The sequence below is a fragment of the Rhizobium sp. BR 362 genome, assembly GCF_036528765.1.
Classification (GTDB): domain Bacteria; phylum Pseudomonadota; class Alphaproteobacteria; order Rhizobiales; family Rhizobiaceae; genus Rhizobium.
Window position 1 is genome coordinate 107,004 of record NZ_JARWGH010000005.1, and the last position, 26,182, is coordinate 133,185.

Here is a 26,182-nt window from a genome sequence, read left to right on the forward strand (position 1 = left end):
CGGGATGACGATCTTTTCGCTCCTCTCATGCAAAGAATTCTGTTGGCGGTCCCGGCCGCCTGTCCAAAAGCCTACCGATTAGTAGGTACCTCAAGGAGACTATTCATGGATCGCAAGCTTCTGACGAAGAGCATATTTGCACTGGCCGCCGGCGCCGTCGTAACGCTCGCCGCGCTGCAGGACGCCAATGCGGCCGAGCGCGTCCGCGTGCGGGGCACGATCGAAAGCCTCGATGGCGATACTCTCAAGGTCAAGTCCCGCGATGGCAAGGACATCACCGTGATGCTGAAATCCGGCTGGGGCGTCACCGGCGTAACCAAGGCTTCGGCTGCCGATATCAAACCCGGCGATTTCGTCGGCATTGCCAACGAGCCGACGAAGAGCGGCGTTGCCGGCGCCATCGAAGTCGTGATCTTCCCCGCCTCGATGAAGGGCACCGGCGAAGGCGACAGGCCCTGGGATTCGAAGCCGAACAGTTCCATGACAAACGCCACCGTGGCCAATGCCGTGAAGTCGGTGAACGGCCCGACGCTGACCCTGACCTATAAGGGCGGCGAGAAGAAGATCAACATTCCGGAGGGCACTCCGGTCGTGACCCTCACCTCGGCCACCAAGGATGATCTGAAGGCCGGCGCCGGTGTCTTCATTACCGGCGAAACCACAGGCGACGGCATGGTTTCCAGCGATCGCGTTGCCGTCGGCGTTAACGGCACCGTTCCGCCGATGTGATCTCCCGGCCAAGGGAAGCTTGCAGGCCAATCGGCATCCGCCCGCCGAGAGCCTGCCATGCGGCGCTCCATAGTCAGACCTGGTGATGGAGCGCCGCCACTTTCCCGGCCGATTTGTGGTACCATACAGCCGGGCTTTCCAAAGGGTTCGTTGAAAATTTCGAGAGGAGCCTAGCCATGGCCGACATCGATGCGACCGGCGCACCGCCTGCGCGCCCTCGGACAATCTACATTCGCCGGCATTCGATCGTCACCCGCCTGACGCACTGGCTGAATGTGCTCTGTCTTTCACTGCTGCTGATGAGCGGCATGCAAATTTTCAACGCCCATCCCGCCCTTTATTGGGGCCAGTACGGCGCCAATGCCGATCCATCCTGGCTGCAGATATCCGCCACGGACGGCGACAACCAGCCCTACGGCACCCTGCGCATCGGCAACCTGACGATCCCGACAACCGGCGTTCTCGGCGCGTCGAAAGAGGACGGTCAATGGACCGAACGCGCCTTTCCCGCCTGGGCGACGATCCCGAGTTATCAGGATCTGGCCGACGGCCGGCGCTGGCACTTCTTCTTCGCCTGGCTCTTCGTCTTCAACGGTCTGATTTATCTGCTCTATGGCTTCATTGCCGGCCATTTTCGCCACGATCTGACCCCCTCGGGTGCCGAGGTCTCGCCGCGCAATCTCTGGCATGAAATTGTCGAGCACGCCCGCCTGCGCTTTCCGAAAGGCGAGAAGGCAAAACGCTACAATGCATTGCAGAAGCTTACTTATCTGATCGTCATCTTCATCCTGCTGCCGCTGATGCTGGCGACCGGCCTCACCATGTCGCCCGGCATCGATGCCGGCTATCCGTTCCTGCTCGATATCTTCGGCGGCCGGCAGACGGCGCGCGGCATTCATTTCATCACTGCCTGGACGATCGTGCTCTTCGTCCTCGTCCATGTGGCGATGGTCATCCTATCCGGCCTCTGGAACAACATACGCTCCATGGTGACCGGCCGCTATGCCATCCGTACGGAACGAGAGGACGAGGCATGAGCAAGATTTTCACCCGTCGCCGCTTCCTTATCGGCTCTGCCGCCAGCCTCGGCGCCATCGGCCTTACCGGCTGTGACGACGTTACCGGGAACCAGAACGTCCAGAAAGTTCTGGCGCTGGCCGAAGGCCTGACCATGGGCACGCAACGCCTGCTCGTTTCACCGCAGGCGCTTGCCCGCGAATATACCGACAAGGACATCTCGCCGACCTTCCGCCCGAACGGCACCGATAATCCCGGCACAGAGGACTATGCCGCTATGGTGGAAAACGGTTTCTCCACCTGGAAGCTGAAAGTCGACGGCATGGTCAACCAGCCGATGGAATATTCGCTTGCCGACCTCAAGAAGCTGCCATCGCGCACGCAGATTACCCGGCATGACTGTGTGGAAGGCTGGAGCGCCATCGGCAAATGGACCGGCGTGCCGCTCGGCCTCATTCTGCAGAGCGCCGGGCTGAAGCCGGGCGCGCGCTATGCGGTGTTTTATTGCGCCGACGAGTTGGAGCAGACGCTTGACGGTAGCGGCCGTTATTACGAAAGCATCGACCTGATCGACGCCTTCCATCCCCAGACGATCCTCGCCTATTCGATGAACGGCAGGGATCTTGAAGTCGCCCATGGCGCGCCGCTGCGTCTGCGCGTCGAGCGCCATCTCGGCTACAAGCATGCCAAATACGTGATGCGCATCGAAATCCGCGACAAGTTCGACGATCTCTGGGGCGGCAAAGGCGGCTTCTGGGAGGATCGGGGGTATGAATGGTACGCCGGAATCTGAGAGGGCATCCTTCAGCATGGTCCAATTTGTCGCAGGCTGTTCGGAAGCGGAACACGCATGCGCGGGGATGCGTTTGTTAAAAGGGCAATTATGCCCTTTCGGAGGAAATGCACATGCTGAGATCGATTTTGATCGCGGCCGTGTTTGCGGCAGCGGGCATTGCGCCTGCCTATGCTGCATCTATGGCGAAATGTGACGATGCTTCCATTTCGGCCTTGCAGACCAAAGTGGATGCAATGACCGACCAGACGAAAAAGACAGCCGCCACCAAACAAGTGGCTATGGCCAAAGATGCCATGAAGGCGCACAAGATGAAAAACTGTGTGACCCACATGGAAAATGCCGAGAAGGGCATGAGCAAGATGTAATGGCTCGCCGCCGCTTGGTGGATTTGGAGTATGAGGCCCGGGCATCCGGGCCTTGAGTTTGTCGGGAGCGGCTGTTTCGACCTCTCGCACAACTCACCCTAACGGCTACCCCTGATATGCCGCGCCGCGTCGGCAAACGAGATGTGCGATTTGATTTCGCGCGTCGACATGGATGTCACCGTATGCCGCACGCCGGGCAGCCGGTTCAACTCCTGGCGCAGCAACCGGTCGAGGGCAGCCATGTCGGCGGCCAATATGTGCAGGAGATAGTCGGCCTCTCCCGTTGTCGCATGACAGCGCCAGATCAGCGGATGGTGGCGCACGGCGGCTTCGAAGGCATCGAAGCGCTCGACGTCGATCGACACTTGCACGAAGGCCTCCAGACCGAAGCCGAGCTGTGCCGGATCGAGGAGCGTCCGGTAACCGCGGATCACACCGGCCTCTTCCAGCGCCTTCACCCGCTTCCAGCACGGCGTCTTGCTCAGACCCACCTGTTCGGCAAGCGCGGCAAAGGAGATGCGGGCGTCGGCTTCCAGAGCTGCGACGATCTTGTGGTCAAGTGCGTCCAAGTCCATCGTTCTCTCCGTTGCGCTTATCGCCCCCGATCGTACTCCCAATCGCCGATTTTGAATGACAATGAGGAACAATGTTCAAGCGAAATTTTCGTATCCTTCCAAAAGGGGAATATGCCAGTGGCAAAGGCCAGGAAAATGGGAACGAAGATGCAGAAGGAAGAATACTACGCGCACATCGAGGCGCCAGACATGCGCGACTATGGCGTTTATCTGCAATGCGACAAGCTGCTCGCCTGCCAGAAGCCGTTAAGCGCGATGGTCAACGGCGACGAGCTGCAGTTCCAGATCGTCCATCAGGTGGAAGAGCTCTGGATGAAACTCATCGCCTACACGCTTGTCGACGTCATTGCCTTCATCGAGGAAAAGAATACCCATCGGGTGGTGACGCTGATGGGCCGCGTGCATCGGCTGATGCGGTTGATGACGGCGCAGCTCGATCTGCTCGAAACCATGTCGCCCAAGGAATATCAGCAGATCCGCTTGCAGCTCGGCAATGGCAGCGGCCAGGAATCGCCCGGTTTCAAGTTCCTGTTGCGCCTGCCGCCGGATCTCTGGCGGGCCTTCAAGGCCCACTATCTCGACGCAGCGGGATTGACGGTCGAGGACCTCTATGACGGCAAATACGATCATGGCGACAGCTACGTCGTCGCTGAAGCGCTGGTGGAATTCGACGAGCTCTTTCAAAAATTCCGCGCCAATCACATCTACCTGATCCAGCGCTCGATCGGGCTCGGCTCGAAATCCCTCAAGGGCCGCCCGGTCGAGTTGCTGCAGGCCGGTACCCGCCATCGCTTCTTCCCCGATCTCTGGGATATTCGCGCCGAGATGACCGATCGCTGGGGCAGCCAATACGGCGTGGTGCGCGATTCCATTTCCAAGCACGACGCCGCGGAATAGGTTTCGCCAGCCTCCGATCATCCGTCGCGCTGCATGGTGCGACGGAAGGCTTTCAGCGTTTCGGCACTGACATGGTGTTCCATGCCCTCGGCATCGATCCGTGCCGTCTCGGCGCTGACGCCGAGCCACCGTAGGAACGCCTCGACGGTCTGATGGCGGGCACGGATATCCTGGGCGATCTTGCTGCCCGCCTCCGTCAGGAAAACACCGCGATAGGGCCGCCGCGATACCAGCCCATCTTCGCAGAGCCGTGCCAGCATCTTGGCGACCGTCGGCTGCGACACGCCGAGCCTTGCCGCGATATCCACCTGCCGCGCCTCGTTGCCATCATCGATGAGATCGGCGATCAACTCGACATAATCTTCCACCAGAGCACCGCGGCTGGCCTCCCGCGTATGTCGGAAACCCTCCGAATGGGTTTCGGCATCCGGCAGCGGCTCGTCCCGATGGATCGGCGGTTTTATCTTCGGCAATTCCTTCGGCTCCCGGAGCTACGGACAAACTTACTTTTATCTTTATAGCACCGGCTTCAATCTTGAAAGCGGATGATGATTTTTGCGGCGGCGTTACCGCGCCACAACGCCGAAACTATAAAATATAGCCTATTGCATAATGTTGATATCGGGCATATTTATTTAGTCATGTCGTAGACGATGCCGGAGCCCCGCATGACGCAGATTCAGGAAGCAGCCGCGCCGCGAGCATGGAAATTTGCCCGCTCGAATGAAGATGCGCGGCCGAGCCTTCCGGAGGTCAATGCCACGGTTCACGTTCCGCACACCGGCACATGGGTGCGACGGCTGATTGCCTTCCTCGGGCCGGGCTATATGGTCTCCGTCGGCTATATGGACCCCGGCAACTGGGCGACCGATCTCGCCGGCGGTGCGCAATTCGGCTATACGCTGCTTGCCGTCATCATGCTATCCAATCTGATGGCGATCCTGCTGCAAGCCCTTGCGGCCCGGCTCGGCATCGTCACCGGCCGCGATCTGGCGCAGGCCTGCCGCGACCATTATTCGAGGCCGGTCAATCTGGCCCTGTGGTTTGCCTGCGAACTCGCCATCATCGCCTGCGATCTCGCTGAGGTCATCGGCACGGCGATCGCACTGCAATTGCTCTTCGGCATCCCGTTGATCGGCGGCGCGCTGATCACCGCGCTCGACGCCTTCCTGCTGCTGCTCCTGATGAACAAGGGCTTTCGCTTCCTGGAGGCCTTCGTCATAGCACTCCTCGTCGTCATCGCCACCTGTTTCGCCATCCAGATCGCCGCCGCCGCTCCTCCGGTTGCCGCTATCCTCAATGGTTTCATCCCCTCGCCCGAGATCGTCACCAATCACGAGATGCTCTACATCGCCATGGGCATCATCGGCGCGACCGTCATGCCGCATAATCTCTACCTGCATTCCTCGATCGTGCAGACCCGTGCCTATAAGCGCACCGACGAGGGCCGCCGCGATGCGATCAAATGGGCGACGACCGACAGCACGATTGCCTTAATGCTGGCACTTTTCGTCAACGCTTCCATCCTGATTGTGGCAGCCGTCGCTTTCCACAATAGCGGGCATTCCGATGTCGCCGAAATCGGCCAGGCCTTCGAGTTGCTGTCGCCGCTGCTTGGCCTTGGGATCGCCTCGACGCTCTTTGCCGTGGCGCTTCTTGCCTCCGGCCTCAATTCCACCGTAACTGCGACGCTCGCCGGCCAGATCGTCATGGAAGGTTTTCTTCGCCTGCGCATTCCGCACTGGGCAAGACGACTTCTGACACGCGGCCTCGCAATTATTCCAGTTGTTTTTGTTACTGCATTTTATGGTGAAAAAGGCACTGCGGATCTGCTCGTTCTGAGCCAGGTCATCCTGTCCATGCAACTGCCCTTTGCCGTCATCCCACTCGTCCAATTCGTCACAGATCGCGGAAAAATGGGCAGATTCACCGTTCCGAGAAGTGTTGCCCTCCTTTCCTGGTTAGTCGCGGGCGTCATTCTGGCGCTGAATTTCAAGCTGCTTTACGACACCATCTTCGGTTGACGAATCACCCGTGATGCGAGAATCTGCACGCGCTGAAGATCACGGTAATTAACCGATCCGTAATATTTGCCCAGATTTTGACATGATTTGCCCTAGTTTGGGCCCACCGCAGTCTGCAGGGTTCCTCAATTCATGGTCGAAAGTCCATTGCGCGTCCAATTTCCTGCAGAAGCTGCAATTCAGGCGCGGCCGCATCATGAATTTCACGTTCCTTTTCTGCCCCGTTCTGCTCATCTTCGCCACCTGATCGCCATCGGCCTTGCCGGCACCGCCTCCTTCGGCCTTCTCGCCACCGTTCTTTACCCGCTGCTTGCCCGCCACACGATCGAGCAGGCCGTGCCGGTCCGCATAGCCCAGCTCATCCGGTCACAGCCGGCGTTGCCCAAGAGCGACCGGATCGCCGCGAAACAGCGTTTCGACGGCGCCCGCTTTGCGCAGGTGGCGGAAAAGACCTCGAGCGGCGAAACCCGCATCTTCACCTATCACCGCACGACGCTGGTCTTCAAAGCCGAGGCTGCCGAGCCTTCCGACGACGATGCCACGGCCATCAATGCGGCCTATGGCGACGATGCCCAAGCCGAGCCTGCTCTCTTCTCGGCGCCGGCGCTTGCAGATATCCGCCCGGGCATCTATCCGCATGCCAATCGTTACGACGCGGTCCGGCGCTCCCGCTTCCCGGTCCGCGGCGTGCCGTTGAATGTCAGTGTGTCGAAGGCGACCACAGGCGAGGCCGGCCGCGAGTTCAAAAGGTTGGTTTCCATGCCGAAGGATCGGCAGGAGCTGCAGGATATCCTTGCCTCCGCCGGTCTCGGTGAAGACGCTGGCGACGAGCTGCAGCGCGCCTTGGAAACGGATACGGTTTCGCCCGGCGATAGCCTGGAACTGCTGCTAGAGAAAAAGACCGCCGACGCGGCGCCGAAACTGATCATGGCCCGCCTCAGCGGTGAGAAAACGCCCGAGCGCGTCGTCGCACGCGACGATGCCGACGGCTTCGTGCCCCTCACCGACGACCGGCTGTTTTCCACGCTCTATAGCGAGAGCCAGGCTGAAGCGCCCTCCTCCTCGGACGTGGCCGCCGTCGACCTCAAGGGCATCGACAGCGACGATCGCTCGACGATCCGAGCCAAACTGCAGAAGGCGGGGCTTTCGGCGGAATGCGCCGACCAGCTTATGAAGCTCGCCAAGGCAAATGGCATTTCCCTGACGGGGGGCGACGACGCGCCCGACAGTGTCGATCTGCTGTTCCGCAAGGCGGACAATGGCAAAAGCGAACTGATGTTCATCGAGTTCCATACCGATGGCGACACGCACCGCTTCTATCTGCACAAAGAGGGTGGCGAAGGCCCCTCGGAATTCTACGATGAGGGCGGTCACTCCGTCGCCAAGGTGCTGACTCACCGTCCAGTGCCGAACGGCACGCTCGGCGACGGATTTGCCTGGCGCATCCATCCGATCCTCGGCGTCCGGAAATTCCACAATGGCGTCGATTTCCGCGCCCCGATGGGCAGCCCGATCATGGCGGCCGGCGACGGCACCGTCGAAAAGATTTCCTGGGAAACAGGCTACGGCAAATATGTCCGCATTCGCCACGATGGCGGCTACGAGACCACCTATGCCCATATTGCCTCGACGCCGTCGGACCTGCATGTCGGCGAGCGTGTCACCCAGGGCCAGGTCATTGCCTATGTCGGCTCCACCGGCTATTCCACCGGTCCGCATCTCTATTACGAACTGCGCGTCAACGGCCGCTACGAAAACCCGCTGACCGCCCAATTACCAGCCGGCACCAATCTCACCGGCAAGTCGCTGGACAGCCTGCGCTCGCAGGTCAGCCACGTCGACAATATCATGACCTATCTCGACGTGCCGCCGCCCAACGAAGCCCGCCCCTTCTCAGCTTTCGATCAGGGACCAGAGTGAGGCCCAGGCCCCGGACCGGGTCACTTCGGCAGACCCTAATACGCCGATTGCAGCGGCGCTTTGCTGCGGATCATCGGCGAACCCCTCGATGGGATCGCTACACCGCTGATTTAAATCTCAACGCATCGCTGGCTGGAACACATACTCGATCAGATGCTGAGCCAATCTTGCGGCGAAGGCTATGGTCGTAAGGGTAGGGTTTGCCTGGCTCGAGGTCGGGAAAACCGAGCTGCTGGCGACGTAGAGATTCTTCAGATCGAAAACTTTGAGGTTCCGGTCGACGACGGCTTTTTGCCGGCTGACACCCATTCGCGTCGTCCCAATCTGATGGGTACCGTGGCGAGCCATGGTCAGCATCGCTCCCGATAGCTCGCCGGTTGGTTCGCGAAACCGCAATTCGGCGCAGCCGGTCTCTCGAAGCCACTCGTTAAGAAGGTAATGAGCACGCGCTAGCGCGTCGGCGTTCTCCTTCGAGAATTTGATATCGATTTCGAGGCGGGGCAGACCGAGTGCGTCTTGCTGATTTCCCAGCCGAACATGGCTGTCCCGATCCGGAAAGTGCTCGGAATGAAAATAGAGCCCATAGAGGCGATGACGATTTTTGGCGTAGAAGCCCGGCCGGCGAACCGTCGCGAGGTACCGCCAATACAGAAATGACGGAAGGAATGAGAGTATCTCCAATGGGCTTCTGACTATATTCTTGACATGATCCGCGTTGCTGACCCGGTGCATCGCGTGATGCCTTCGTATGACTTCGGATGTCAGCCTCCTGCCGAGCGGCGGGAATTTGACCGCGAGATAGGCCAGCGATAGCAGCGCGCTCCCATGAGTGGGATCCGACACCTGCGATACCACTGGCCAGAAAGCCACATTTGGCAGCTTGTGCTGAAGAATCTGGTCGTCGGCAGGTATTATCCTTCGGCGAACGTAGGATCGGTGTTCGTCCAACTCGAAATTGAACGCGGCCTCGATCCCGGGATCGCGGAAATAGATCTGACTGGCTTGGCCAACGATGTGGCTCATATAATAGCGGCCGAGAGCGCCTTCGGCGCCGCCGAACAAAGCGGGTTTGCGTCGTTGGAGCGCCAGGAGCAGTCGTGTGGTCTCCAGACCGCCCATAGCAAGAACCGTCACCTTGGAGGAGATCATGATCTCCGCGCCGTCGGGTCGACGGGCGATTACTTTTTCAACGTTTCCGTCCTCGGAGATCACCAGATCGGAAACCGTCAGCTTAAGGTGAATATCAAGTTGATCGTCGTGGAGGGTGTCGGTGAACACCGATTGGATGAGTTTCTTGTTGCGGCTGTAACGTTCGCGCCTGCTGAGGTCGAATTGGCCGTTTCCGCAGTCGAGGCGAGAATCTGGATTTTGGAAGGTGGAAGGGCCGCAGTCTGCATACTGCGCGGCCACATCGAAGTAAGGCGCTATGTCGGCATAGCCTATCGGCCACTGGCCGTCGTCGAAGCGATCAACGAAATCCACCGGATCGTATGGTACGCATCGGCCGCTCCAAAGATTGGACGTGCCGCCAAGTTGGCGCGAGACGCAAATCCTCACGTCGTCGTGCAAGTTGGAATCGACGATATGCGCTTGAGCGAGCTGTTGAGCGGCTGGCGAGGGCCGTCGGCCGCCCGATTCCGCAATCAAGATTCTAAGCTTGGTTTTTCGCAGTTCCGATGCAAGTGCCAGACCGACCGGACCGGATCCAATGATGCAAACATCATAGCTATCGCAAGCCGGTTGTGTGGCTTCTTCGAAAATCATGCTCGCTCCCATTCACGCGAGGCGGGAGGACATAGCGCGTCCGCAATCGATTAAAACATGATTTTCTAATTTAGCATGAATATTGGGTATCGCCAGGCCTGCGGCCCGCCAGCGCAAGCGATGGCATCGGCTCGGATGCCAGGTTGGAATTTAAGGGAATGTGAATTTGGTCGGATGCCCCGAGCAGTCGCACCTTCGCAGGCACACGAGGATCTAAGCAACCATTGCGCTCAGAAAGAATTCAGTTCCTGCGGCTTGCCACGAAGCGTGCCGTCTCGATCAGCAAAGACGCCTTCTCTCCATAGGGAGACAGTAGTTCGGCAGCTTCCGTCACCAGACGGGCAAGCGTGCTTTCGGCCCATGCCTGGCCATGCAGCGCGAGCAATGTTCCCTTGCCCCGCGCGGCGTCCTTGCCGGTAGCCTTGCCCATGGTTGCGGCGTCGGCGGTGAGGTCGAGGAGATCGTCGGCAAGCTGGAAGGCAAGGCCAATCTTTTCGCCGAAGATACGCAGCCGCTGGCGGTCCTCGGCCGAGGCGCCGGCGATGATAGCGCCGGCCTCGCAGGCAAAGCGGATCAGTGCCCCGGTCTTCATCGCCTGCAGCATGGTGATGCCGCGCTCGTCGGGAGCCTCTTTTTCGGCAGCAAGATCGAGCGCCTGGCCGCCCGCCATGCCGCCGATGCCGGCCGCGCGCGACAGCGCCAGCACGAGTTCGATCTTTCGGTCCGCCGGCAGATCGGTCTCCGGTGCGGCGATGATGTCGAAGGCGTAGGTCAGCAGGCTGTCACCGGCCAGGATCGCCGTCGCATAGTCGAAGGCGACATGCACGGTCGGTTGGCCGCGGCGCAGGTCGTCGTCATCCATGGCCGGCAGATCGTCATGCACCAGCGAATAGCAGTGCACGCATTCGAGCGCCGCGCCGATGCGGAGCGCCGCATCGGCTTTGCCGCCGAGAAGTGCTGCAGCCTCCATCACCAGAAACGGTCTCAGCCGCTTGCCGCCGTTTAGCACGCCATGACGCATCGCTTCGAGCAGGCGTATGGGGCGAATGATTTCGCCGTTCAGGCAGGTATCTGCGAAAAGCCGGCTCAGGACGGTCTCGACCTTGCCGGCATTGTCCTTAAGGCGATGTTCGAAGGAGGAATTGGTGCTGTCCATGGCCGCTGTTTGGCACGAGTGCGGGTTGCTGGCAACGAGAATTGTCAACAGCGGGGATGGGAATCTCGTCGCACTCTGGTCATCGCTCTGTGTAGACGGTATGACAATTGCAGCATTCCTGGCGCGCTCCTTTTCGCGCGAAGGGTGCTCCGGGGCGGAGCAGCGGAGGGGGCCTTCAGCAATTGGAAGTATCGACGGATAGCGATGAGGAAGCAGAAATGCCGCGACGCCCGGGTCGGCTTGCGCGGTTCAGGAGCCGTCCCCTCTGGCAGCGCATCGTTCTCGTCCTCGTCGCTTTGATGCTGCTGCCCTATTTGTTCATTCTGCTTTATGTTCTCCCGTTCATTCACCCGATTTCCACCCTGATGCTGCGCGATGCCGTCACCTTTCAGGGATATGATCGCCGATGGGTTTCTTTCGATGACATAGCGCCGGTGCTCGTCCAGTCGGTCATGGTCTCCGAGGATGGGCAATTCTGTTTTCACGGTGGTGTCGACTGGGGCGAGATGCGCATGCTGGTGCGGGAGACGATGCGGGGCGAGTCCACGCGCGGCGGCAGCACCATCCCGATGCAGACCTCGAAGAACCTTTTCCTTTGGAACAGCCGCTCCTTCGTGCGCAAGGCGCTGGAGCTGCCGCTGGCCGTTTCCTCCTCCTTCGTCTGGTCGAAGCGGCGGATGATGGAAATCTATCTGAATATCGCCGAATGGGGGCCGGGTATTTATGGCATAGACGCGGCCGCGCGCCATCATTTCAAGGTGCCGGCCTCCAAGTTGAACGCCCGCCAGGCCGCCCTTCTCGCCGTCTCGCTGCCCAATCCGATCGACCGGGTGGCAAGCAAGCCGGGGCGCGGGCTGCGCCAGCTCGCCTCGCTGATCCAGCGGCGGGCGAAGAATTCCGGCGAGTACATCAAATGCCTTTATAACTGATATCAGAACTTGTCGTTCGATCGGCTGACCGTCATCTGGCATTCTTGCTCGTGACGTAAGGGCGGGTGATCTGCCAACCAAATCGGACCTGCCCCATGAGCATCGATGCCTTTTCGCCCGAACTTCTGAAATATTCCAAGAGCCGCCATCCCGAACCATCCGTTCATCTCGGCACGCGCTTCGATCTTTCGGGCAATTTCCAATATGAGCCGGGCAATACGATCGTATGCCATGTGGTGGAAGGCTCCGAAACGCAGCGCGCCCTCGTTGCGGCCCGGGAGAAATTTCTGGCAATGCCGGAAGCTTCGCAATTCACCTTCACGCCGATTTCCAGCCTGCACATGACGCTGTTTCAGGGTATTATCGAATACCGCCGCACGCAGCCCTTTTGGCCTGCGGATATTGCGCTGGACACGCCGATCGATGAGATGACCGAGATCCTGGGCGAGCGCCTGAAGGCCTTTTCGATGCGCGATCCCTTCAAGGTGGCGGTGACGCATGCGCGGCCGAGCGGCCTTTTGATGGATGGCGCGACCGAGACGGATCGAAAGGTGATGCGGCAATGGCGCAACGCTTTTGCGGATCTTCTCGGCTACCGCCATCCCGATCACGATGTCTATCCGTTCCACATCACCTTTTCCTATGTGATCGAGCGGCTGAGTGATGAGGCGCTGCCGCGTTGGCAGGCGATGCTGGACAAGGTTGCTGCAGAAGTCCGCGCCGAGGTGCCGGTTCTCGAGCTGCATCCGCCGGCCTTCTGCGCCTTCAACGACATGAAGCATTTCGAGGAACTTCTGGTGTTCGAGTTCGCAAAGTAAAAAGGAAAAACCATGGACAAGCTGACCCTCTATATCGGAAACAAGAACTATTCCTCCTGGTCGTTTCGCCCGTGGATCGCATTGGAGGGTTGCGGCATCGCTTTCGAAGAAGTGCTGATCCCCTTCGATTTTCCGGCCGGCAATCCGCGCATCCGCGAGGTTTCGCCGACAGGCAGGGTGCCGATGCTGGTCCATGACGGTTTCAAGGTCTGGGAATCGCTCGCCATCATCGAATATGTGGCCGAGCTTTTCCCAGATGCCGGCCTCTGGCCCAAGGAGCGGCAGGCGCGCGCACTGGCGCGCTCGATCTCCATGGAAATGCTGGCGGGCTTCCGGGCGCTCCGCAATGCCTGCCCGATGAACATTCGTCGTCCTGTCAGCCGGCTCGATCTGCCGGAAGGCGTCATGGAGGACGTTGCGCGTATCGAAACGATCTGGCGCGAAATGCGCGCCCGATCCGGCGGCCCCTTCCTGTTCGGCACTTTTTCAGGCGCCGACGCCATGTTCGCGCCGATCGTCAACCGCTTTGAAGTTTATGATCTCGTCGGTTCCGCTGACACGCTGGACTATATGGCGGCGATGAAAGCCCTGCCCGCCTGGCAGAAGTGGGAAAAAGCGGCGCGTGAGGAGCCGTGGATCGTGCCGGAAGACGAAGCCTGATCGCTGATTCGGCATTCATCTGGCTGAATCCGACGGTGCGGGCAAAAAATGCGGGAAGGGACTGGTCAAAGTCCCTTTAGCCATGTATAAGCCCGCCCAATTTCCGAAATTGATCCATGTCTGTTTCGGCCGCCTGGCTGGCCGCTGATATGTTTCGTCCGCAAAGTGGAGTAACGAGAATGGCTGTACCGAAGAGAAAAACGAGCCCGTCCAAGCGCGGTATGCGCCGCTCGGCCGATGCGCTGAAGGCTCCGACCTATGTCGAAGACAAGAACTCCGGCGAACTGCGTCGCCCGCATCATATCGATCTGAAGACCGGCATGTATCGCGGCCGTCAGGTTCTGACGCCGAAGGAAAGCGCATAATCCAGCGCTCCTTAAGGGCTGAGATCAAAAGGCTGGCGTTTCGCCGGCCTTTTTCTGTTTGCGCATTTGGTGCCGCAGGATCCCCGCCGAAAACCGCTTCGCAGTTTTGAGGCTATGCGCTAAGACTTGCGGCGACTTTTATTCCGAAGAGATTTTCTGACTATGATTGTTGCCTTCCCGCTAATGATCGTTCCCCTCGTGCTCTACAATCTGGCGATGCTGGGTCTGATGGGCGCCGGCGGCATTGCTTCCCTCAACGATGTCATTCTTGCGCTCGCCATGCTCTCGGGCGCGACATGGACCCTGCAGCTCGGCGATCTTTTCATCGTAATCGCCCTGATTACGCTGTTCTTCGAAATTCTGAAGGCAACGCGCAATGGTTCGGGTTCATTGCTCAACCACATGCTGTCGATGCTGGTGTTCATCGCCTATCTCGTCGAATTCCTGCTGGTCAAGGATGCCGCGACACAGACTTTCTTCGTCCTGATGACCATCGCCTTCATCGACGTCATCGGCGGATTCACGATCTCGATCCGCTCGGCGGGACGAGATGTGTCGATCGGGTTGTGAGGGGTGTTTGGCTTCTCCCCGGCGGGGAGAAGCTCGACCGGAGCATGCTTGCAGGGTGTTGCGCCGTTAGAGGGCGGTAAAAGCGCGAGAACACAGATCGCCAGTAGCGCCCCCTCACCCGGCGCCCCTTCGATAAACTCAGGAGCGCCACCCTCTCCCCGACGGGGCGAGGGTAAAAGTTCAGCTCACAAGCTATCCAGCTTGTTCTGCATCGCGCGTAGCTGCTCTTTCAACTCGTCGATGTCCTTTGCCTCTGCCTTGCGGCTTTCTTTCGCCGGCGGCTTCATGAAGGGCGAGAACATCTGCATGGCCTGCTGGAACATTTCGGTATTGCGGCGAACCTGTTCTTCTACCATTTGGATCGGCAGTTGCAGGTTCTTGCCGAGCGGCGTTTCACCAAAGGCGCGATTGATCTGCTCGCGCATCTGTGTCTGCTGCTCGGTGAAGGCGCGCATGGAATGTTCGAGAAAGCTCGGTACGACCATCTGCATCTGGTCACCGTAGTAGGTGATCAGTTGCCTCAGGAACGAAATCGGCAACAGCGTATTTCCGGTCTTCGATTCCTGTTCGAAAATGATCTGCGTCAGCACCGAATGCGTGATTTCCTCGCCGCTTTTTGCATCCTGGACGATAAATTCCTCTCCCTTTTTTACCATCTCCGCCAAGTCATCCAACGTCACATATGTGCTGGTGCCGGTATTATATAGGCGGCGATTGGCATATTTCTTGATTACGATCTGGCCCTCATTCTTTGCCATTATCAGTCTCCTGGACCCGTCTGATTGTATGGAAACTCCTCCGCGACCAAGTGTAGACGCAAAAGAAGCTTGGTGACAATCGCTTTGTGCGATGCGGCAAGCCCTTTCCTTTGATTGGATTTTTTGCCGGCGATGACGGCTTCATGAAATCTGCAAGATCAAAATTCTTGGCGTTTGACTCGGGCGCAAAGCTTTGACAGTTTCGGCTTATATATGTTTTCAACCTGTGAGGAGCTTCCCATGAGCAATCCATCTATCGTCGTCGCCAGTGCGGCTCGCACTGCTGTCGGTTCCTTCAACGGCGCCTTTGCGACCATTCCGGCTCATGAGCTCGGCGCGGCCGCGATCAAGGGCGCATTGGAGCGCGCCGGTGTCGAGGGCCGGGAGGTCGACGAGGTGATTCTCGGCCAGGTGCTGCAGGCCGGCGAAGGACAGAACCCTGCCCGCCAGGCCGCCATGAAAGCCGGCCTCCCGCAGGAGGCGACCGCCTGGGGTGTCAACCAGCTCTGCGGCTCCGGTTTGCGCGCCGTGGCGCTCGGCATGCAGCAGATCGCTTCCGGCGATGCCAAAATCATCGTCGCCGGCGGTCAGGAATCCATGTCGATGGCCCCGCATGCAGCCCATCTTCGCGGCGGCACCAAGATGGGCGACATGAAGATGGTCGACACGATGATCAAGGACGGCCTGACGGACGCCTTCTACGGCTATCACATGGGCATCACGGCGGAAAACATTGCCCGCCAGTGGCAGCTTTCGCGCGACGACCAGGATCAGTTCGCCGTTTCCTCGCAGAACAAGGCCGAGGCAGCGCAGCTTGCCGGCCGCTTCAAGGATGAGATCGTGCCTTTCATCGTCAAAGGCCGCAACGGTGACGTCAGCGTCGATGCCGACGAATATATCCGTCACGGTGCGACGCTGGACGGCATGACCAAGCTGCGTCCGGCCTTCGACAAGGAAGGCACGGTGACGGCCGGCAATGCTTCGGGTCTCAATGACGGCGCAGCGGCCGCCGTGCTGATGACCGAGGCGGAAGCCTCGCGCCGCGGCATCCAGCCGCTTGCACGCATCGTCTCCTGGGCAACCGCGGGCGTCGACCCGCAGATCATGGGCACCGGCCCGATCCCGGCCTCGCGCAAGGCCTTGGAAAAGGCGGGATGGTCCGTCGGCGATCTCGATCTCGTCGAGGCCAATGAGGCATTTGCCGCGCAGGCCTGCGCCGTCAACAAGGATCTCGGCTGGGATACATCGATCGTCAACGTCAATGGCGGCGCGATCGCCATCGGCCATCCGATCGGTGCGTCCGGCGCCCGCATCCTCAACACGCTGCTGTTCGAGATGAAGCGTCGCGGCGCCAAGAAGGGGCTCGCAACGCTTTGCATCGGCGGCGGCATGGGCGTTGCCATGTGCTTCGAGGCGCTCTAGTGCGCTTTCCTCGATCCCCGCACATGCGAGGGTTGTGAGTAAGCTCGTACTAAAATAAACAGCAGGCGCGGATGAACGATTCGAGATCGCTCATCCCCGCTTTGGCGACAACAGAGGGGAGTAGACTATGAGCAGAGTGGCGTTGGTGACAGGCGGTACGCGCGGCATCGGGGCATCCATTTCGGTGGCGCTGCGCAATGCGGGCTACAAGGTTGCAGCAACCTATGCCGGCAACGAGGAAAAAGCACAGGCTTTTCGTAACGAGACCGGCATTTCCGTTCACAAGTGGGACGTGTCCGACTATGAAGCCTGCGGCGCGGGCATCGCCAAGGTGCAGGACGAGCTTGGCCCGATCGATATCCTCGTGAACAACGCCGGAATCACCCGAGACGCCATGTTCCACAAGATGACGCCGCAGCAGTGGCACGAGGTCATCAATACGAATCTCACCGGCCTGTTCAACATGACCCATCATGTCTGGCAGGGCATGCGCGACCGCAGCTTCGGTCGTGTGATCAACATCTCCTCGATCAACGGTCAGAAGGGCCAGATGGGTCAGGCGAATTATTCCGCCGCCAAGGCCGGCGATCTCGGCTTCACCAAGGCGCTTGCGCAGGAAGGCGCCGCCAAGAACATCACCGTCAACGCCATTTGCCCCGGTTATATCGGTACGGAGATGGTGCTTGCAGTGCCGGAAAAGGTGCTGAACGAGCGGATTATTCCGCAGATCCCGGTGGGACGCCTCGGCGAGCCGGAGGAAATCGCCCGCATCGCTGTCTTCCTTGCCAGCGACGATGCCGGCTTTATTACGGGATCGACCATCAGCGCCAATGGCGGGCAGTTCTTCGTCTGAGCTGATGACACGAAGTGACGGATGATTGCCGGGGACTACCCGGCAGTCATTGCTGACTTGAACTCACGGGCGCCGTTGCCGAGGTTTGAATTCCAAAACGACAGCCTCCAGCGCCACGCGGCGCATTTCCTTGTCGCGCATCCGTACGGCATGACCTAGTGCATAAAATGTGGTGCCGACAAGAGTGAGTGCTGCGATGCTTGCGATGAACTCGGCCATGGTGCCGTTCCTTTCCAAAAACGTTGACGCGATCCCCCCGAATCCGGCGTGGGTTTGAGTGTTCGTCTTAAGAAAATCGGCCCGAAATTTTCGAAAGCGGGACCTTCATGGCCGATCGTCAACGAAACGTTGACGATCGGCCGAAGGAAAATCGATCCTCGCGTGTAAGCGCTTAGCGGCAACGAGCCTCATAGCGGCGGCCGTGACGGTCGCGGTAGATGCAATAGCCTGGGTGCTCCTGCGACCGACCGATGAGGTAGCCGACGGCACCACCGGCGACGGCGCCTATTGCGGCACCACCCCAGCTATTGCTGGCGACGCCGCCTATGATCGCGCCGGTTCCGGCGCCAATGGCTGTTCCCCTCTCGGTTGCCGTGCACGAGGCAAGTGCGCCGGCAAGAGCGAGCGCGACGATGATTTTTTTCATAACATTGCTCCCTAGTGTGTGAGGTCTTCAACAAATCGGCCGGATCAGATCCGGCCCATCAATAGCAGAATGAGAACGATGACAAAAACCAGCCCGAGACCGCCCGATGGACCGTAACCCCACCCCCGGCTATAACCCCAGTTCGGAAGCGCTCCGATCAGCAACAGAATCAAAATCACGAGCAATATTGTACCAAGCATAGCGTAATCCTCCGCGTCCAGCCCTAGAGCATCCCGCCAGAGCGACCTCACGCAAGCGGATAAGATGCGCTAGATACAAGTGCTGATGCGTCCTTATCCGTTTCTTCGAATGAGAAGCGCATCAATGCCGCTGTCGATAGAAACTTATTTCCTCGAAAATTGTTCCGGCTCAGAAATAAAAACCCATAAAGATGAGCCGGCATGCGGAGGCAAACAAGTTAACGCAGGCACGGACGCCATGCGGCTGAAGAGCTGAAAAGGACTTCGGCTTATGGTTAAAATTTTCTTTAAATACAATATCTTGCGGTGAACGAAACGAGAAAGCGGCCGTGTCCGTGATTCGTCAGCGATTCGTTCTGCATTTGGGCTTTGGTTAACGGCGGCAGCGGTTGGCCATGACGGGATCTACTTCTTTGGATGGATCGGGTTAGGTCTTGTCACCGAAAAGTAGTATCTTCTGCGCCGAAATGGTTAATGTCGCGCAATTTTCTCCCAACCGGCTCATTTATCTCATTCTCCATCTGGATGAGCTCATTCGTTCAAACGCTATATCTAGCCGTGAACAAATCGAGTACACGAAGGAAAAGGCGATTCGTCGCCGATTCGTTCCGGCTTTGATCGAGAAGTTAACGCATTCAATCAGAACGCGAAATTATGGGCTTTTTATATTACGATTCTCTCAAAAGTTAATTGCAATCCACGATTCGATGTGATTCGCCGCTTCAACCCTGCAGAGTCCTGTGCTTTTCTTTCGGAAAGACGCTAGATATTGTGGAGAACAAATGCGGAATTGAGGGAAGTCAGCGATTCGTCGCCAATTCGTTCCGGCTTTGGCCCGAATCTTAATGGGAAGTCGGTCGCGGCATGCGTTGTGAAATTCGGCGACGTTTACAAAAGGTTAACCATGTTCGCAAACGCGCCTGCCCTTCCGCTGGATTCGACGTTTGTCCGCCAGTTCACATAAAAAAAGCAGAAAAATCCGATTCACGATCTGGTGGACTTTCGCAGAGCGAAATCCACATATAGTGGTGAACATAAAGGGAACTGAATGGAGTCAGCGATTCGTCGCCGATTCGTTCTCAAGCTGTTCCCGACTCGTCGGGACTCGTGTGGGATGTAGGGAGAATGTAGCTCTTGGTTGAACCTGCCGGAAATAAAATCGCATATTGCGGCCGTTGTTTTTTCATTCAGGTCTTGCCTTTGTCACATATGGTCGTCATCTCTTCTTCTCTTCCTTGGGGACCTTGCTGATCGGAAGACAGTGGTTTCTCGCCCATGCATGGACCTATGACTCAGACTTCGCAGCCAATGATCCTGAGCGGACGCGGCGTGACCGCGGTGCTCGGACCCACCAATACAGGCAAAACCCATTATGCCATCGAGCGCATGGTAGCGCATGGGAACGGCGTCATCGGCCTGCCGCTGCGGCTGCTGGCGCGCGAGGTCTATACCCGTGTCGTCGAGAAGGTCGGGGCGCAGAATGTCGCGCTGGTCACCGGCGAGGAGAAGATTTCGCCGCCGAATGCGCGTTATTCCGTCTGCACCGTCGAAGCCATGCCGCGCGACACGCGGGCATCTTTCGTCGCCATCGACGAAGTACAGCTCGCCGGCGATCTCGAGCGGGGCCATATCTTTACCGACCGCATTTTGCATTTGCGCGGGCGTGACGAGACGCTGCTGCTTGGCGCCGGCACGATGCGGCCGATCCTCGAGCAGCTCTTGCCGGGGATCACCGTCGTCGAGCGCCCCCGGCTCTCCCATCTCTTCTATGCCGGGCAAAAGAAGATCACCCGCCTGCCGCAGCGCACGGCGATCGTCGCCTTCTCCGCCGACGAAGTCTATGCTATCGCCGAACTCATCCGCCGCCAGCGCGGCGGAGCGGCTGTTGTCCTCGGCGCGCTCAGCCCGCGTACCCGCAACGCACAGGTCGCTCTTTATCAGGCGGGCGATGTTGAATATCTCGTCGCGACCGATGCGATCGGCATGGGACTTAATCTCGATGTCGATCATGTGGCCTTTGCCCAGGATCGCAAGTTCGACGGCTATCAGTTCCGCAAGCTCAATCCGGGCGAACTCGGCCAGATCGCCGGCCGCGCCGGCCGCCATCTGAAGGACGGCACTTTTGGTGTGACGGGCCACGTCGATCCCTTCGACGACGAATTGGTGCGACGCATCGAGGGTCACGAGTTCGATACGGTTAAAGTGCTACAATGGCGCTCAAAGGACTTCGATTTTTCCTCGATCGCATCGCTGCGCGCGAGCCTCGAGAGCGCGCCGCGCGTTCAGGGCCTGACGCGCGCGCTGCCGGCAGTCGATCAGCAGGCGCTGGAATATCTGTCGCGCGATCTGGAGATTTCCGATCTCGCCAATACTCCGGAGCGAGTGGAAAAATTATGGGAAGCCTGTGCGCTTCCGGACTATCGGCGGATTACGCCCGCCCAGCATGCCGATCTCATCGCCACCCTCTTTTCCGACCTTGTACGCTATGGCACGGTAAAAGAGGACTTCCTGGCCGAACAGGTGCATCGCGCCGATCGGACGGATGGCGAAATCGACACGCTTTCGGCGCGAATCGCGCAGATAAGGACTTGGACCTATGTGTCGAACCGGCCCGGTTGGCTTGCCGATCCGACACACTGGCAAGAAAAGACGCGGGAAATCGAAGATCGATTGTCTGACGCGTTACATGAGAGGTTGACGAAACGCTTTGTTGATCGCAGGACATCTGTGCTCATGAAGCGCCTGAGAGAGAATGCGATGCTGGAAGCTGAAATCAGTGTGAATGGGGATGTCTTCGTCGAGGGGCATCATGTGGGACAGTTGACCGGATTCCGGTTCACGCCTATCGCGGGAACCGAGGGGCCGGACGCCAAGGCTGTCCAGACGGCCTCTCAAAAGGCGCTGGCGCTGGAGTTCGAGGCGCGCGCCGCCCGCATCCATGCGGCCGGCAACAGCGATCTGGCGATCAGTGCGGATGGCCTCGTCCGTTGGCTCGGCGATCCCGTGGCGCGGCTCTCGGGCAGCGATCATGTCATGCGTCCGCGCGTCATCCTGCTGGCTGACGAGCAGTTGACGGGCAATGCGCGCGACCATGTCGCCGCTCGCATCGAGCGCTTCGTGAACCATCATGTCAGCACGGTGCTGAAACCGCTCGACGATCTGTCGCGCGCCGAAGATCTGCAGGGTCTTGCCAAGGGTCTGGCCTTCCAGCTCGTCGAAAATCTCGGCGTGCTCTTCCGCCGCGACGTCACGGAAGAGGTTAAGTCGCTGGATCAGGACGCGCGCGCCTCGATGCGCCGCTACGGCGTCCGCTTCGGCGCCTACCACATTTTCGTGCCCGCCCTGCTGAAGCCGGCGCCGGCCGAGCTCATCACCCTGCTTTGGGCGTTGAAGAATGACGGCCTTGACAAGCCGGGCTATGGCGACCTGATCCCGGTTCTGGCGGCAGGCCGCACCTCCGTGGTCACCGATCCGACTTTCGAGCGCATGTTCTACAAGCTTGCCGGCTTCCGTTTCCTCGGCAAGCGCGCTGTGCGCATCGATATTCTCGAGCGGCTGGCGGATATCATCCGTCCGCTGCTGCAGTGGAAGCCCGGCCAGGCGTCTCGTCCGGAAGGTGCTTATGACGGCCGCCGCTTCACGACGACGACGGCGATGCTGTCCATCCTCGGCGCGACGCTGGAAGATATGGAAGAGATCCTGAAGGGTCTCGGCTACCGGGCCGACGCGGTGAAGGCCGAAGACGCTGCAACCTTCCTCTCGCAGCAGGATGCCTCCTCGGCACCTGCAGCAACACAGGCTGCAGAGGCCGCCGCCGACAAGGCCGATCACGACGATGCCGATGGCACCAGCGATGAGCCGGCTACGGAAGTCGAAACCGTCGCCCAGGATGCGGTTGCCGCAGCGCAAGCTCCGGCTGAGCCGGCCGTAGCTGCCGAGCCGGCGGAAGCCGCCGAGGCTGCGACCGAGCTCGCGGGCGCCGATGTCGTCGCCGCCGAGGCGGTCGAACCGAAGCCGGTCCTTCTTTGGCGTCTTGGCGGACGCAGCGACAATCAGCAGCGTCAGGGCGGACGCGGTCATGGCGATCGCCGCGGCCATCAGGGCGAGGGACGCGGTCATCATGGCAACCGCCGCAACGGCAGCGACGAGCAGCAAGCGAGCGGCAACGGCAACCGTGAAGGCCGGGACAATCGCGAAGGGCGCGAGGCTCGCGGCGACAACAAGGGACCGCGCGGCAATCGCGACGGCGGCCGTCCGCAGCATCAGGGCAACCGCTCCGATCGCCAGGACCGCGGCGAGCGGAAAGAGCGCAACGATCGCAATGACCGGAACGACCGCAACAATCGCGGCGCTTCGCAGCCGCTGCGTTTCGAGGCCAAGCCGCCGCGCAAGGAAAAGCCGATCGATCCGGATTCTCCTTTCGCCAAGCTCGCAGCCCTCAAGGAGCAGATGAAGAAATAAGCCATGACGGACGAAAAGCAGCCATCTTCCGGTTCGCGTCAGCGCATCGACAAATGGCTGTTCTTTGCCCGCATGGTGAAATCCCGCTCGCTGGCGCAGGTCTATGTCCAGAACGGCAGCGTGCGGGTGAACGGCGAGCGGGTCGTGCAGCCGAGCTATGGCGTCAAGGCTGGCGACCGGGTCGAGCTCTCGCTGGAGTGGCGCGACGTCGTCCTGATTGTCCGTCAGCCGGGCTCGCGGAGAGGTCCTTTCGAAGAGGCGAAGCTGCTTTATGAGGATTTGACACCGCCGCCGGATGAGACAAAACGTCTCACCCCCTTTGAGCAGGCGCTCCGAGCGCCGGGCAGCGGACGACCGACGAAACGCGACCGGCGCGCCATCGACCGCCTGACCTCCGAGGACGATTAGAAAACTCTGCCCGCTCTCCATGCTTTTGAGATTGTTTATCCCTTGAAATTGGCCGGTAAAGTCGATACCTCACGGTCAACCCGCTGGTAACCAGCCGGTCGGCATGCCTGCGCTTAGCGCATGCGCTTGCCTGCCGGCTTCCGAGGGAAAGGCGCGACGTTCCAGGTTGCGCATCCACGGAAACGAGAGACATTCCTGGAGTGCTTCATGACATATGTCGTGACCGACAATTGCGTTCGCTGCAAATACACCGACTGCGTGGAAGTCTGCCCTGTCGACTGCTTCTACGAAGGTGAGAACTTTCTCGTCATCCACCCCGACGAATGCATCGATTGCGGCGTTTGCGAGCCCGAATGTCCTGCCGAGGCGATCAAGCCGGACACCGAGCCGGGCCTCGACAAGTGGCTGAAAATCAATGCAGATTATGCATCGATCTGGCCGAACATCACGGTCAAGCGCGATCCTCTTCCCGAAGCCAAGGAAATGGACGGCGAACAGGGCAAGTTCGAGAAATATTTCTCGACCAACCCTGGTTCCGGTGACTGATTGAAGGTCGTGACAGGCCATCGATAAAGGTGTAGTCGATAAGCCTTGAAGACGAATCATTACCGTCGGCTGCAGGAGCGGTCGACGTCGCCGCTTTTGGTGTGCGTAAAGCAAATTATTGATTTAGTCAGATTTTTGTGATAGCTTCCTCACACTGATCCACTGCGGCATTTCGCGTGCCCCAAACCATCACGAAAGCAAATAACAAATCCGTACGCGGTTTCCTTGACATATCAAAGTTTTGAATTGTCGGGGTCTGTGATCGCGATGAACGGATTTCTTTTTGCACGCGTCTGGCTGGACCAGGATGAAGTCACCCCGACGGTGCTTCCGTCTCAACCGGGCCTGACTGACCCGGCCCCGGCTCACGCTGGGTGCGTAACAGGGAGTTTTTGAAAAGAATGACGATCCAGCAGAAAAAACCTTCAGCAGCACGCCATGGCTTCAAGACCGGTGAATCGATCGTGTACCCCGCCCACGGTGTTGGTACGATCACCGCCATTGAAGAGCAAGAAGTCGCAGGCATGAAGCTTGAGCTTTTTGTAATCGACTTCGAAAAAGACAAGATGCGTCTGAAGGTGCCTGTGGCAAAGGCCATGAGCATCGGAATGCGTAAGCTTTCCGAGACGGATTTCGTCGATCGGGCGCTCAAGGTTGTCCAGGGCAAGGCTCGCGTCAAGCGCACCATGTGGTCGCGCCGCGCCCAGGAATATGATGCCAAGATCAATTCCGGCGATCTGATCTCGATTGCCGAGGTGGTTCGCGATCTTTATCGCGCTGAGAACCAGCCTGAGCAGTCCTATTCCGAACGCCAGCTCTATGAAGCTGCACTTGATCGCATGGCGCGCGAAATTGCCGCCGTCAACAAGATGTCGGAAACCGAGGCCGTTCGCCTCGTCGAAGTTAATCTGAACAAAGGCCCGAAACGCGGCAAGGTCGTCGAAGAAGACGATTCCCAGGACGAAGCCGCATAAGGCCAGAGGCCATATACCACATCCAAAAAACCCGGCCTCGCGCCGGGTTTTTTCTTGGAACCTTTTTTGGTCTGCCGCGTTTATGCCTCGTATTCGCGGCTGGTGCGCGCATTCTCGTGATGTGAGTTTCTCGCCCAGCCGCTTCCCTTAACGTTCACGAGGACCGGACCCCATGCATTTTGATTGGAAATTTCCCGGCGATCTGAAGCCACTTCGTTCGCTAGGTCGTTTCGGTGCAGCCGAATTAGATCCGTAACCGATTGTCGGATATCCGGAGATCGGCCTCCAATTGAATTCCATTCATAGATTTTCACCGGCGCAGCAATGTCCGGACATGATGTTTGCTGCCTTTTGCGTTGACCGTGGCACAGAGACGATTTTGGGGCAGGATTAGGGGATATGCATATGAAGAATATGTCTGCAGATCGGCGTATGATTAAGATCGCGATGGCCGCTCCCTATCTCGGCCGTGACGAAGAGCACGATCTCGCCATCCGCTGGAAGGATCACGACGACCGCGGCGCTCGCAACAAGATCGCCACAGCCCACATGCGCCTCGTTATTTCGATGGCGGGCAAATTCCGCAATTTCGGCTTGCCGATGAGCGATCTGGTACAGGAAGGCTATGTAGGTCTCCTGGAGGCGGCGGCAAGGTTCGAACCGGAACGGGAAGTACGGTTTTCGACCTATGCAAGCTGGTGGATCCGCGCTTCGATCCAGGACTACATTCTCCGCAACTGGTCCATCGTACGCGGAGGCACAAGCTCGGCGCAGAAGGCGCTGTTCTTCAATCTCCGCCGCTTGCGTGCCAAGCTGGCCAGGGGCAATACCGGCGTCACGGTGCAATCCATCCATGAGGAAATCGCCGTCGCGCTTGGCGTTAGCCTTGCCGATGTGCAGACGATGGATGCGCGCCTTTCCAGCAATGATGCGTCCTTGCAGGCGCCGTCGATTTCCGGGGATGCCGAAAGCGCCGAACGCATGGATTTCCTGATCAGCGACGAGCCCCTGCCGGATGAACAGGTTTCCAACATGATCGACGGCGAGCGGCGCCGCGTCTGGCTGGCTTCAGCCTTGAAGCACCTCAACGAGCGTGAAATGAAGATCATTCGCGCACGCCGCCTGGTGGAGGATGGTGCGACGCTGGAGGAACTGGGTGCCGACCTCGGCATTTCCAAGGAACGCGTGCGCCAGATCGAAAGCCGCGCCATGGAGAAACTCCGCAGCGCACTGGTGGACGCCGATCCGCGCATGGCGAGCTATGCTTGATATAGCCGCATTTCGGTGGCGGCTCCCACGACGCTGCGCGCTCTTTCGGATCGTCACCAT

The 26,182-nt window shown here is 59.2% G+C and carries 27 protein-coding genes; 19 read left to right on the plus strand and 8 right to left on the minus strand.

The features are described 5' to 3' along the window. The first annotated feature begins 105 nt into the window (after positions 1-105). From QDY28_RS09135 to QDY28_RS09150, 4 genes are all read left to right on the plus strand, one after another. Positions 106-729 (plus strand): hypothetical protein, encoded by a 624-nt coding sequence (locus QDY28_RS09135; protein WP_331381378.1) that lies wholly within the window; start codon positions 106-108, stop codon positions 727-729. Between the two features lie 176 nt (positions 730-905). Next, positions 906-1,766: a cytochrome b/b6 domain-containing protein gene (locus tag QDY28_RS09140; protein ID WP_331381379.1), complete on the plus strand. Its 861-nt coding sequence runs from the start codon at positions 906-908 to the stop codon at positions 1,764-1,766. Next, positions 1,763-2,539 (plus strand): molybdopterin-dependent oxidoreductase, encoded by a 777-nt coding sequence (locus tag QDY28_RS09145; RefSeq protein ID WP_331381380.1) that lies wholly within the window; start codon positions 1,763-1,765, stop codon positions 2,537-2,539. Before QDY28_RS09140 ends, QDY28_RS09145 begins: the two co-directional genes overlap by 4 nt. Before the next feature lie 113 nt (positions 2,540-2,652). Continuing rightward, complete coding sequence (locus tag QDY28_RS09150; protein WP_331381381.1) at positions 2,653-2,907, plus strand: hypothetical protein; 255 nt, start codon at positions 2,653-2,655, stop codon at positions 2,905-2,907. Between the two features lie 98 nt (positions 2,908-3,005). On the opposite strand, the gene QDY28_RS09155 is transcribed toward QDY28_RS09150, so the two are convergent. Beyond that, positions 3,006-3,482, minus strand: a complete 477-nt coding sequence (locus tag QDY28_RS09155) for an Lrp/AsnC family transcriptional regulator (RefSeq protein ID WP_331381382.1) — start codon at positions 3,480-3,482, stop codon at positions 3,006-3,008. Between the two features lie 147 nt (positions 3,483-3,629). Between QDY28_RS09155 and QDY28_RS09160 the strand changes: the two genes are divergently transcribed. After that, positions 3,630-4,379 carry a tryptophan 2,3-dioxygenase family protein gene (locus QDY28_RS09160; protein WP_331381383.1) on the plus strand — a complete coding sequence of 250 codons (750 nt, stop codon included), beginning with the start codon at positions 3,630-3,632 and terminating at the stop codon, positions 4,377-4,379. A gap of 17 nt (positions 4,380-4,396) precedes the next feature. Here QDY28_RS09160 and mntR read toward each other — a convergent pair whose 3' ends face one another. Continuing rightward, complete coding sequence (mntR, locus tag QDY28_RS09165) at positions 4,397-4,852, minus strand: manganese-binding transcriptional regulator MntR (protein WP_331381384.1); 456 nt, start codon at positions 4,850-4,852, stop codon at positions 4,397-4,399. A 195-nt stretch (positions 4,853-5,047) separates the two neighbouring features. On the opposite strand from mntR, the gene QDY28_RS09170 reads away from it, so the two are divergent. Both QDY28_RS09170 and QDY28_RS09175 read left to right on the plus strand, forming a co-directional pair. After that, positions 5,048-6,403 (plus strand): Nramp family divalent metal transporter, encoded by a 1,356-nt coding sequence (locus tag QDY28_RS09170; RefSeq protein ID WP_331381385.1) that lies wholly within the window; start codon positions 5,048-5,050, stop codon positions 6,401-6,403. 132 nt (positions 6,404-6,535) lie between these two features. Further along, positions 6,536-8,323, plus strand: a complete 1,788-nt coding sequence (locus tag QDY28_RS09175; protein ID WP_331381386.1) for a M23 family metallopeptidase — start codon at positions 6,536-6,538, stop codon at positions 8,321-8,323. Positions 8,324-8,440: 117 nt separating this feature from the next. Here QDY28_RS09175 and QDY28_RS09180 read toward each other — a convergent pair whose 3' ends face one another. Together QDY28_RS09180 and QDY28_RS09185 are read right to left on the minus strand one after the other, a co-directional pair. After that, positions 8,441-10,087, minus strand: a complete 1,647-nt coding sequence (locus QDY28_RS09180; RefSeq protein ID WP_331381387.1) for a GMC oxidoreductase — start codon at positions 10,085-10,087, stop codon at positions 8,441-8,443. A 241-nt stretch (positions 10,088-10,328) separates the two neighbouring features. After that, on the minus strand, positions 10,329-11,243 hold the full coding sequence (locus QDY28_RS09185; RefSeq protein ID WP_331381388.1) for a polyprenyl synthetase family protein: 915 nt from the start codon (positions 11,241-11,243) through the stop codon (positions 10,329-10,331). 218 nt (positions 11,244-11,461) lie between these two features. On the opposite strand from QDY28_RS09185, the gene mtgA reads away from it, so the two are divergent. The 5 genes from mtgA to QDY28_RS09210 all read left to right on the plus strand — a co-directional run bounded on the left by mtgA (position 11,462) and on the right by QDY28_RS09210 (position 14,585). Further along, entirely contained in the window at positions 11,462-12,172 is a 711-nt protein-coding gene (gene mtgA, locus QDY28_RS09190; protein WP_331381389.1) for a monofunctional biosynthetic peptidoglycan transglycosylase, read from the plus strand. 95 nt (positions 12,173-12,267) lie between these two features. Beyond that, entirely contained in the window at positions 12,268-12,990 is a 723-nt protein-coding gene (locus tag QDY28_RS09195) for a DUF1868 domain-containing protein (RefSeq protein WP_331381390.1), read from the plus strand. Between the two features lie 12 nt (positions 12,991-13,002). After that, a complete protein-coding gene (locus QDY28_RS09200; RefSeq protein ID WP_331381391.1) occupies positions 13,003-13,650 on the plus strand; it encodes a glutathione S-transferase family protein in 648 nt (215 codons plus the stop codon). Between the two features lie 179 nt (positions 13,651-13,829). After that, on the plus strand, positions 13,830-14,015 hold the full coding sequence (rpmF, locus tag QDY28_RS09205) for a 50S ribosomal protein L32 (protein ID WP_003543812.1): 186 nt from the start codon (positions 13,830-13,832) through the stop codon (positions 14,013-14,015). A gap of 162 nt (positions 14,016-14,177) precedes the next feature. Further along, complete coding sequence (locus QDY28_RS09210) at positions 14,178-14,585, plus strand: hypothetical protein (RefSeq protein WP_331381392.1); 408 nt, start codon at positions 14,178-14,180, stop codon at positions 14,583-14,585. A 185-nt stretch (positions 14,586-14,770) separates the two neighbouring features. Here QDY28_RS09210 and phaR read toward each other — a convergent pair whose 3' ends face one another. Then, on the minus strand, positions 14,771-15,343 hold the full coding sequence (gene phaR, locus QDY28_RS09215) for a polyhydroxyalkanoate synthesis repressor PhaR (RefSeq protein ID WP_107109823.1): 573 nt from the start codon (positions 15,341-15,343) through the stop codon (positions 14,771-14,773). Between the two features lie 240 nt (positions 15,344-15,583). Between phaR and QDY28_RS09220 the strand changes: the two genes are divergently transcribed. Continuing rightward, positions 15,584-16,765 carry an acetyl-CoA C-acetyltransferase gene (locus tag QDY28_RS09220; RefSeq protein ID WP_331381393.1) on the plus strand — a complete coding sequence of 394 codons (1,182 nt, stop codon included), beginning with the start codon at positions 15,584-15,586 and terminating at the stop codon, positions 16,763-16,765. A gap of 127 nt (positions 16,766-16,892) precedes the next feature. Next, positions 16,893-17,618: a beta-ketoacyl-ACP reductase gene (locus QDY28_RS09225; RefSeq protein ID WP_331381394.1), complete on the plus strand. Its 726-nt coding sequence runs from the start codon at positions 16,893-16,895 to the stop codon at positions 17,616-17,618. Positions 17,619-17,681: 63 nt separating this feature from the next. Here QDY28_RS09225 and QDY28_RS09230 read toward each other — a convergent pair whose 3' ends face one another. From QDY28_RS09230 to QDY28_RS09240, 3 genes are all read right to left on the minus strand, one after another. Beyond that, on the minus strand, positions 17,682-17,837 hold the full coding sequence (locus tag QDY28_RS09230; RefSeq protein ID WP_331381395.1) for a hypothetical protein: 156 nt from the start codon (positions 17,835-17,837) through the stop codon (positions 17,682-17,684). 172 nt (positions 17,838-18,009) lie between these two features. Continuing rightward, entirely contained in the window at positions 18,010-18,264 is a 255-nt protein-coding gene (locus QDY28_RS09235; RefSeq protein ID WP_331381396.1) for a YMGG-like glycine zipper-containing protein, read from the minus strand. 44 nt (positions 18,265-18,308) lie between these two features. Continuing rightward, positions 18,309-18,464: a DUF3309 domain-containing protein gene (locus QDY28_RS09240; protein ID WP_283056396.1), complete on the minus strand. Its 156-nt coding sequence runs from the start codon at positions 18,462-18,464 to the stop codon at positions 18,309-18,311. A 1,287-nt stretch (positions 18,465-19,751) separates the two neighbouring features. Between QDY28_RS09240 and QDY28_RS09245 the strand changes: the two genes are divergently transcribed. The 5 genes from QDY28_RS09245 to QDY28_RS09265 all read left to right on the plus strand — a co-directional run bounded on the left by QDY28_RS09245 (position 19,752) and on the right by QDY28_RS09265 (position 26,122). After that, the gene (locus QDY28_RS09245) at positions 19,752-22,925 is read left to right on the plus strand and encodes a helicase-related protein (protein WP_331381397.1); all 3,174 of its coding nucleotides are present in this window, start codon (positions 19,752-19,754) and stop codon (positions 22,923-22,925) included. 3 nt (positions 22,926-22,928) lie between these two features. Continuing rightward, positions 22,929-23,333, plus strand: a complete 405-nt coding sequence (locus tag QDY28_RS09250) for an RNA-binding S4 domain-containing protein (protein ID WP_331381398.1) — start codon at positions 22,929-22,931, stop codon at positions 23,331-23,333. Positions 23,334-23,540: 207 nt separating this feature from the next. Then, positions 23,541-23,879, plus strand: coding sequence for a ferredoxin FdxA (gene fdxA, locus QDY28_RS09255; protein ID WP_028751539.1), 339 nt, complete (start codon positions 23,541-23,543; stop codon positions 23,877-23,879). A 401-nt stretch (positions 23,880-24,280) separates the two neighbouring features. Continuing rightward, complete coding sequence (locus QDY28_RS09260) at positions 24,281-24,853, plus strand: CarD family transcriptional regulator (protein ID WP_028751538.1); 573 nt, start codon at positions 24,281-24,283, stop codon at positions 24,851-24,853. Between the two features lie 405 nt (positions 24,854-25,258). Continuing rightward, positions 25,259-26,122, plus strand: a complete 864-nt coding sequence (locus tag QDY28_RS09265; protein ID WP_028751537.1) for an RNA polymerase factor sigma-32 — start codon at positions 25,259-25,261, stop codon at positions 26,120-26,122. Positions 26,123-26,182: the final 60 nt, after the last annotated feature.

What these genes read in the sequence shown, in the direction of transcription:
- QDY28_RS09145 (WP_331381380.1), top strand. Translation starts at nt 1,763, where the DNA reads ATGAGCAAGATTTTCACCCGTCGCCGCTTCCTTATCGGCTCTGCCGCC.
- QDY28_RS09250 (WP_331381398.1), top strand. Translation starts at nt 22,929, where the DNA reads ATGACGGACGAAAAGCAGCCATCTTCCGGTTCGCGTCAGCGCATCGAC.
- QDY28_RS09200 (WP_331381391.1), top strand. Translation starts at nt 13,003, where the DNA reads ATGGACAAGCTGACCCTCTATATCGGAAACAAGAACTATTCCTCCTGG.
- QDY28_RS09240 (WP_283056396.1), bottom strand. Translation starts at nt 18,464, where the DNA reads ATGCTTGGTACAATATTGCTCGTGATTTTGATTCTGTTGCTGATCGGA.
- QDY28_RS09180 (WP_331381387.1), bottom strand. Translation starts at nt 10,087, where the DNA reads ATGATTTTCGAAGAAGCCACACAACCGGCTTGCGATAGCTATGATGTT.
- phaR (WP_107109823.1), bottom strand. Translation starts at nt 15,343, where the DNA reads ATGGCAAAGAATGAGGGCCAGATCGTAATCAAGAAATATGCCAATCGC.
- QDY28_RS09260 (WP_028751538.1), top strand. Translation starts at nt 24,281, where the DNA reads ATGACGATCCAGCAGAAAAAACCTTCAGCAGCACGCCATGGCTTCAAG.
- QDY28_RS09225 (WP_331381394.1), top strand. Translation starts at nt 16,893, where the DNA reads ATGAGCAGAGTGGCGTTGGTGACAGGCGGTACGCGCGGCATCGGGGCA.
- QDY28_RS09220 (WP_331381393.1), top strand. Translation starts at nt 15,584, where the DNA reads ATGAGCAATCCATCTATCGTCGTCGCCAGTGCGGCTCGCACTGCTGTC.
- QDY28_RS09150 (WP_331381381.1), top strand. Translation starts at nt 2,653, where the DNA reads ATGCTGAGATCGATTTTGATCGCGGCCGTGTTTGCGGCAGCGGGCATT.
- QDY28_RS09175 (WP_331381386.1), top strand. Translation starts at nt 6,536, where the DNA reads ATGGTCGAAAGTCCATTGCGCGTCCAATTTCCTGCAGAAGCTGCAATT.
- QDY28_RS09245 (WP_331381397.1), top strand. Translation starts at nt 19,752, where the DNA reads ATGACTCAGACTTCGCAGCCAATGATCCTGAGCGGACGCGGCGTGACC.
- rpmF (WP_003543812.1), top strand. Translation starts at nt 13,830, where the DNA reads ATGGCTGTACCGAAGAGAAAAACGAGCCCGTCCAAGCGCGGTATGCGC.
- QDY28_RS09160 (WP_331381383.1), top strand. Translation starts at nt 3,630, where the DNA reads ATGCAGAAGGAAGAATACTACGCGCACATCGAGGCGCCAGACATGCGC.
- QDY28_RS09155 (WP_331381382.1), bottom strand. Translation starts at nt 3,482, where the DNA reads ATGGACTTGGACGCACTTGACCACAAGATCGTCGCAGCTCTGGAAGCC.
- mtgA (WP_331381389.1), top strand. Translation starts at nt 11,462, where the DNA reads ATGCCGCGACGCCCGGGTCGGCTTGCGCGGTTCAGGAGCCGTCCCCTC.
- QDY28_RS09210 (WP_331381392.1), top strand. Translation starts at nt 14,178, where the DNA reads ATGATTGTTGCCTTCCCGCTAATGATCGTTCCCCTCGTGCTCTACAAT.
- QDY28_RS09265 (WP_028751537.1), top strand. Translation starts at nt 25,259, where the DNA reads ATGAAGAATATGTCTGCAGATCGGCGTATGATTAAGATCGCGATGGCC.
- fdxA (WP_028751539.1), top strand. Translation starts at nt 23,541, where the DNA reads ATGACATATGTCGTGACCGACAATTGCGTTCGCTGCAAATACACCGAC.
- QDY28_RS09135 (WP_331381378.1), top strand. Translation starts at nt 106, where the DNA reads ATGGATCGCAAGCTTCTGACGAAGAGCATATTTGCACTGGCCGCCGGC.
- QDY28_RS09140 (WP_331381379.1), top strand. Translation starts at nt 906, where the DNA reads ATGGCCGACATCGATGCGACCGGCGCACCGCCTGCGCGCCCTCGGACA.
- QDY28_RS09185 (WP_331381388.1), bottom strand. Translation starts at nt 11,243, where the DNA reads ATGGACAGCACCAATTCCTCCTTCGAACATCGCCTTAAGGACAATGCC.
- QDY28_RS09230 (WP_331381395.1), bottom strand. Translation starts at nt 17,837, where the DNA reads ATGGCCGAGTTCATCGCAAGCATCGCAGCACTCACTCTTGTCGGCACC.
- QDY28_RS09195 (WP_331381390.1), top strand. Translation starts at nt 12,268, where the DNA reads ATGAGCATCGATGCCTTTTCGCCCGAACTTCTGAAATATTCCAAGAGC.
- QDY28_RS09170 (WP_331381385.1), top strand. Translation starts at nt 5,048, where the DNA reads ATGACGCAGATTCAGGAAGCAGCCGCGCCGCGAGCATGGAAATTTGCC.
- QDY28_RS09235 (WP_331381396.1), bottom strand. Translation starts at nt 18,264, where the DNA reads ATGAAAAAAATCATCGTCGCGCTCGCTCTTGCCGGCGCACTTGCCTCG.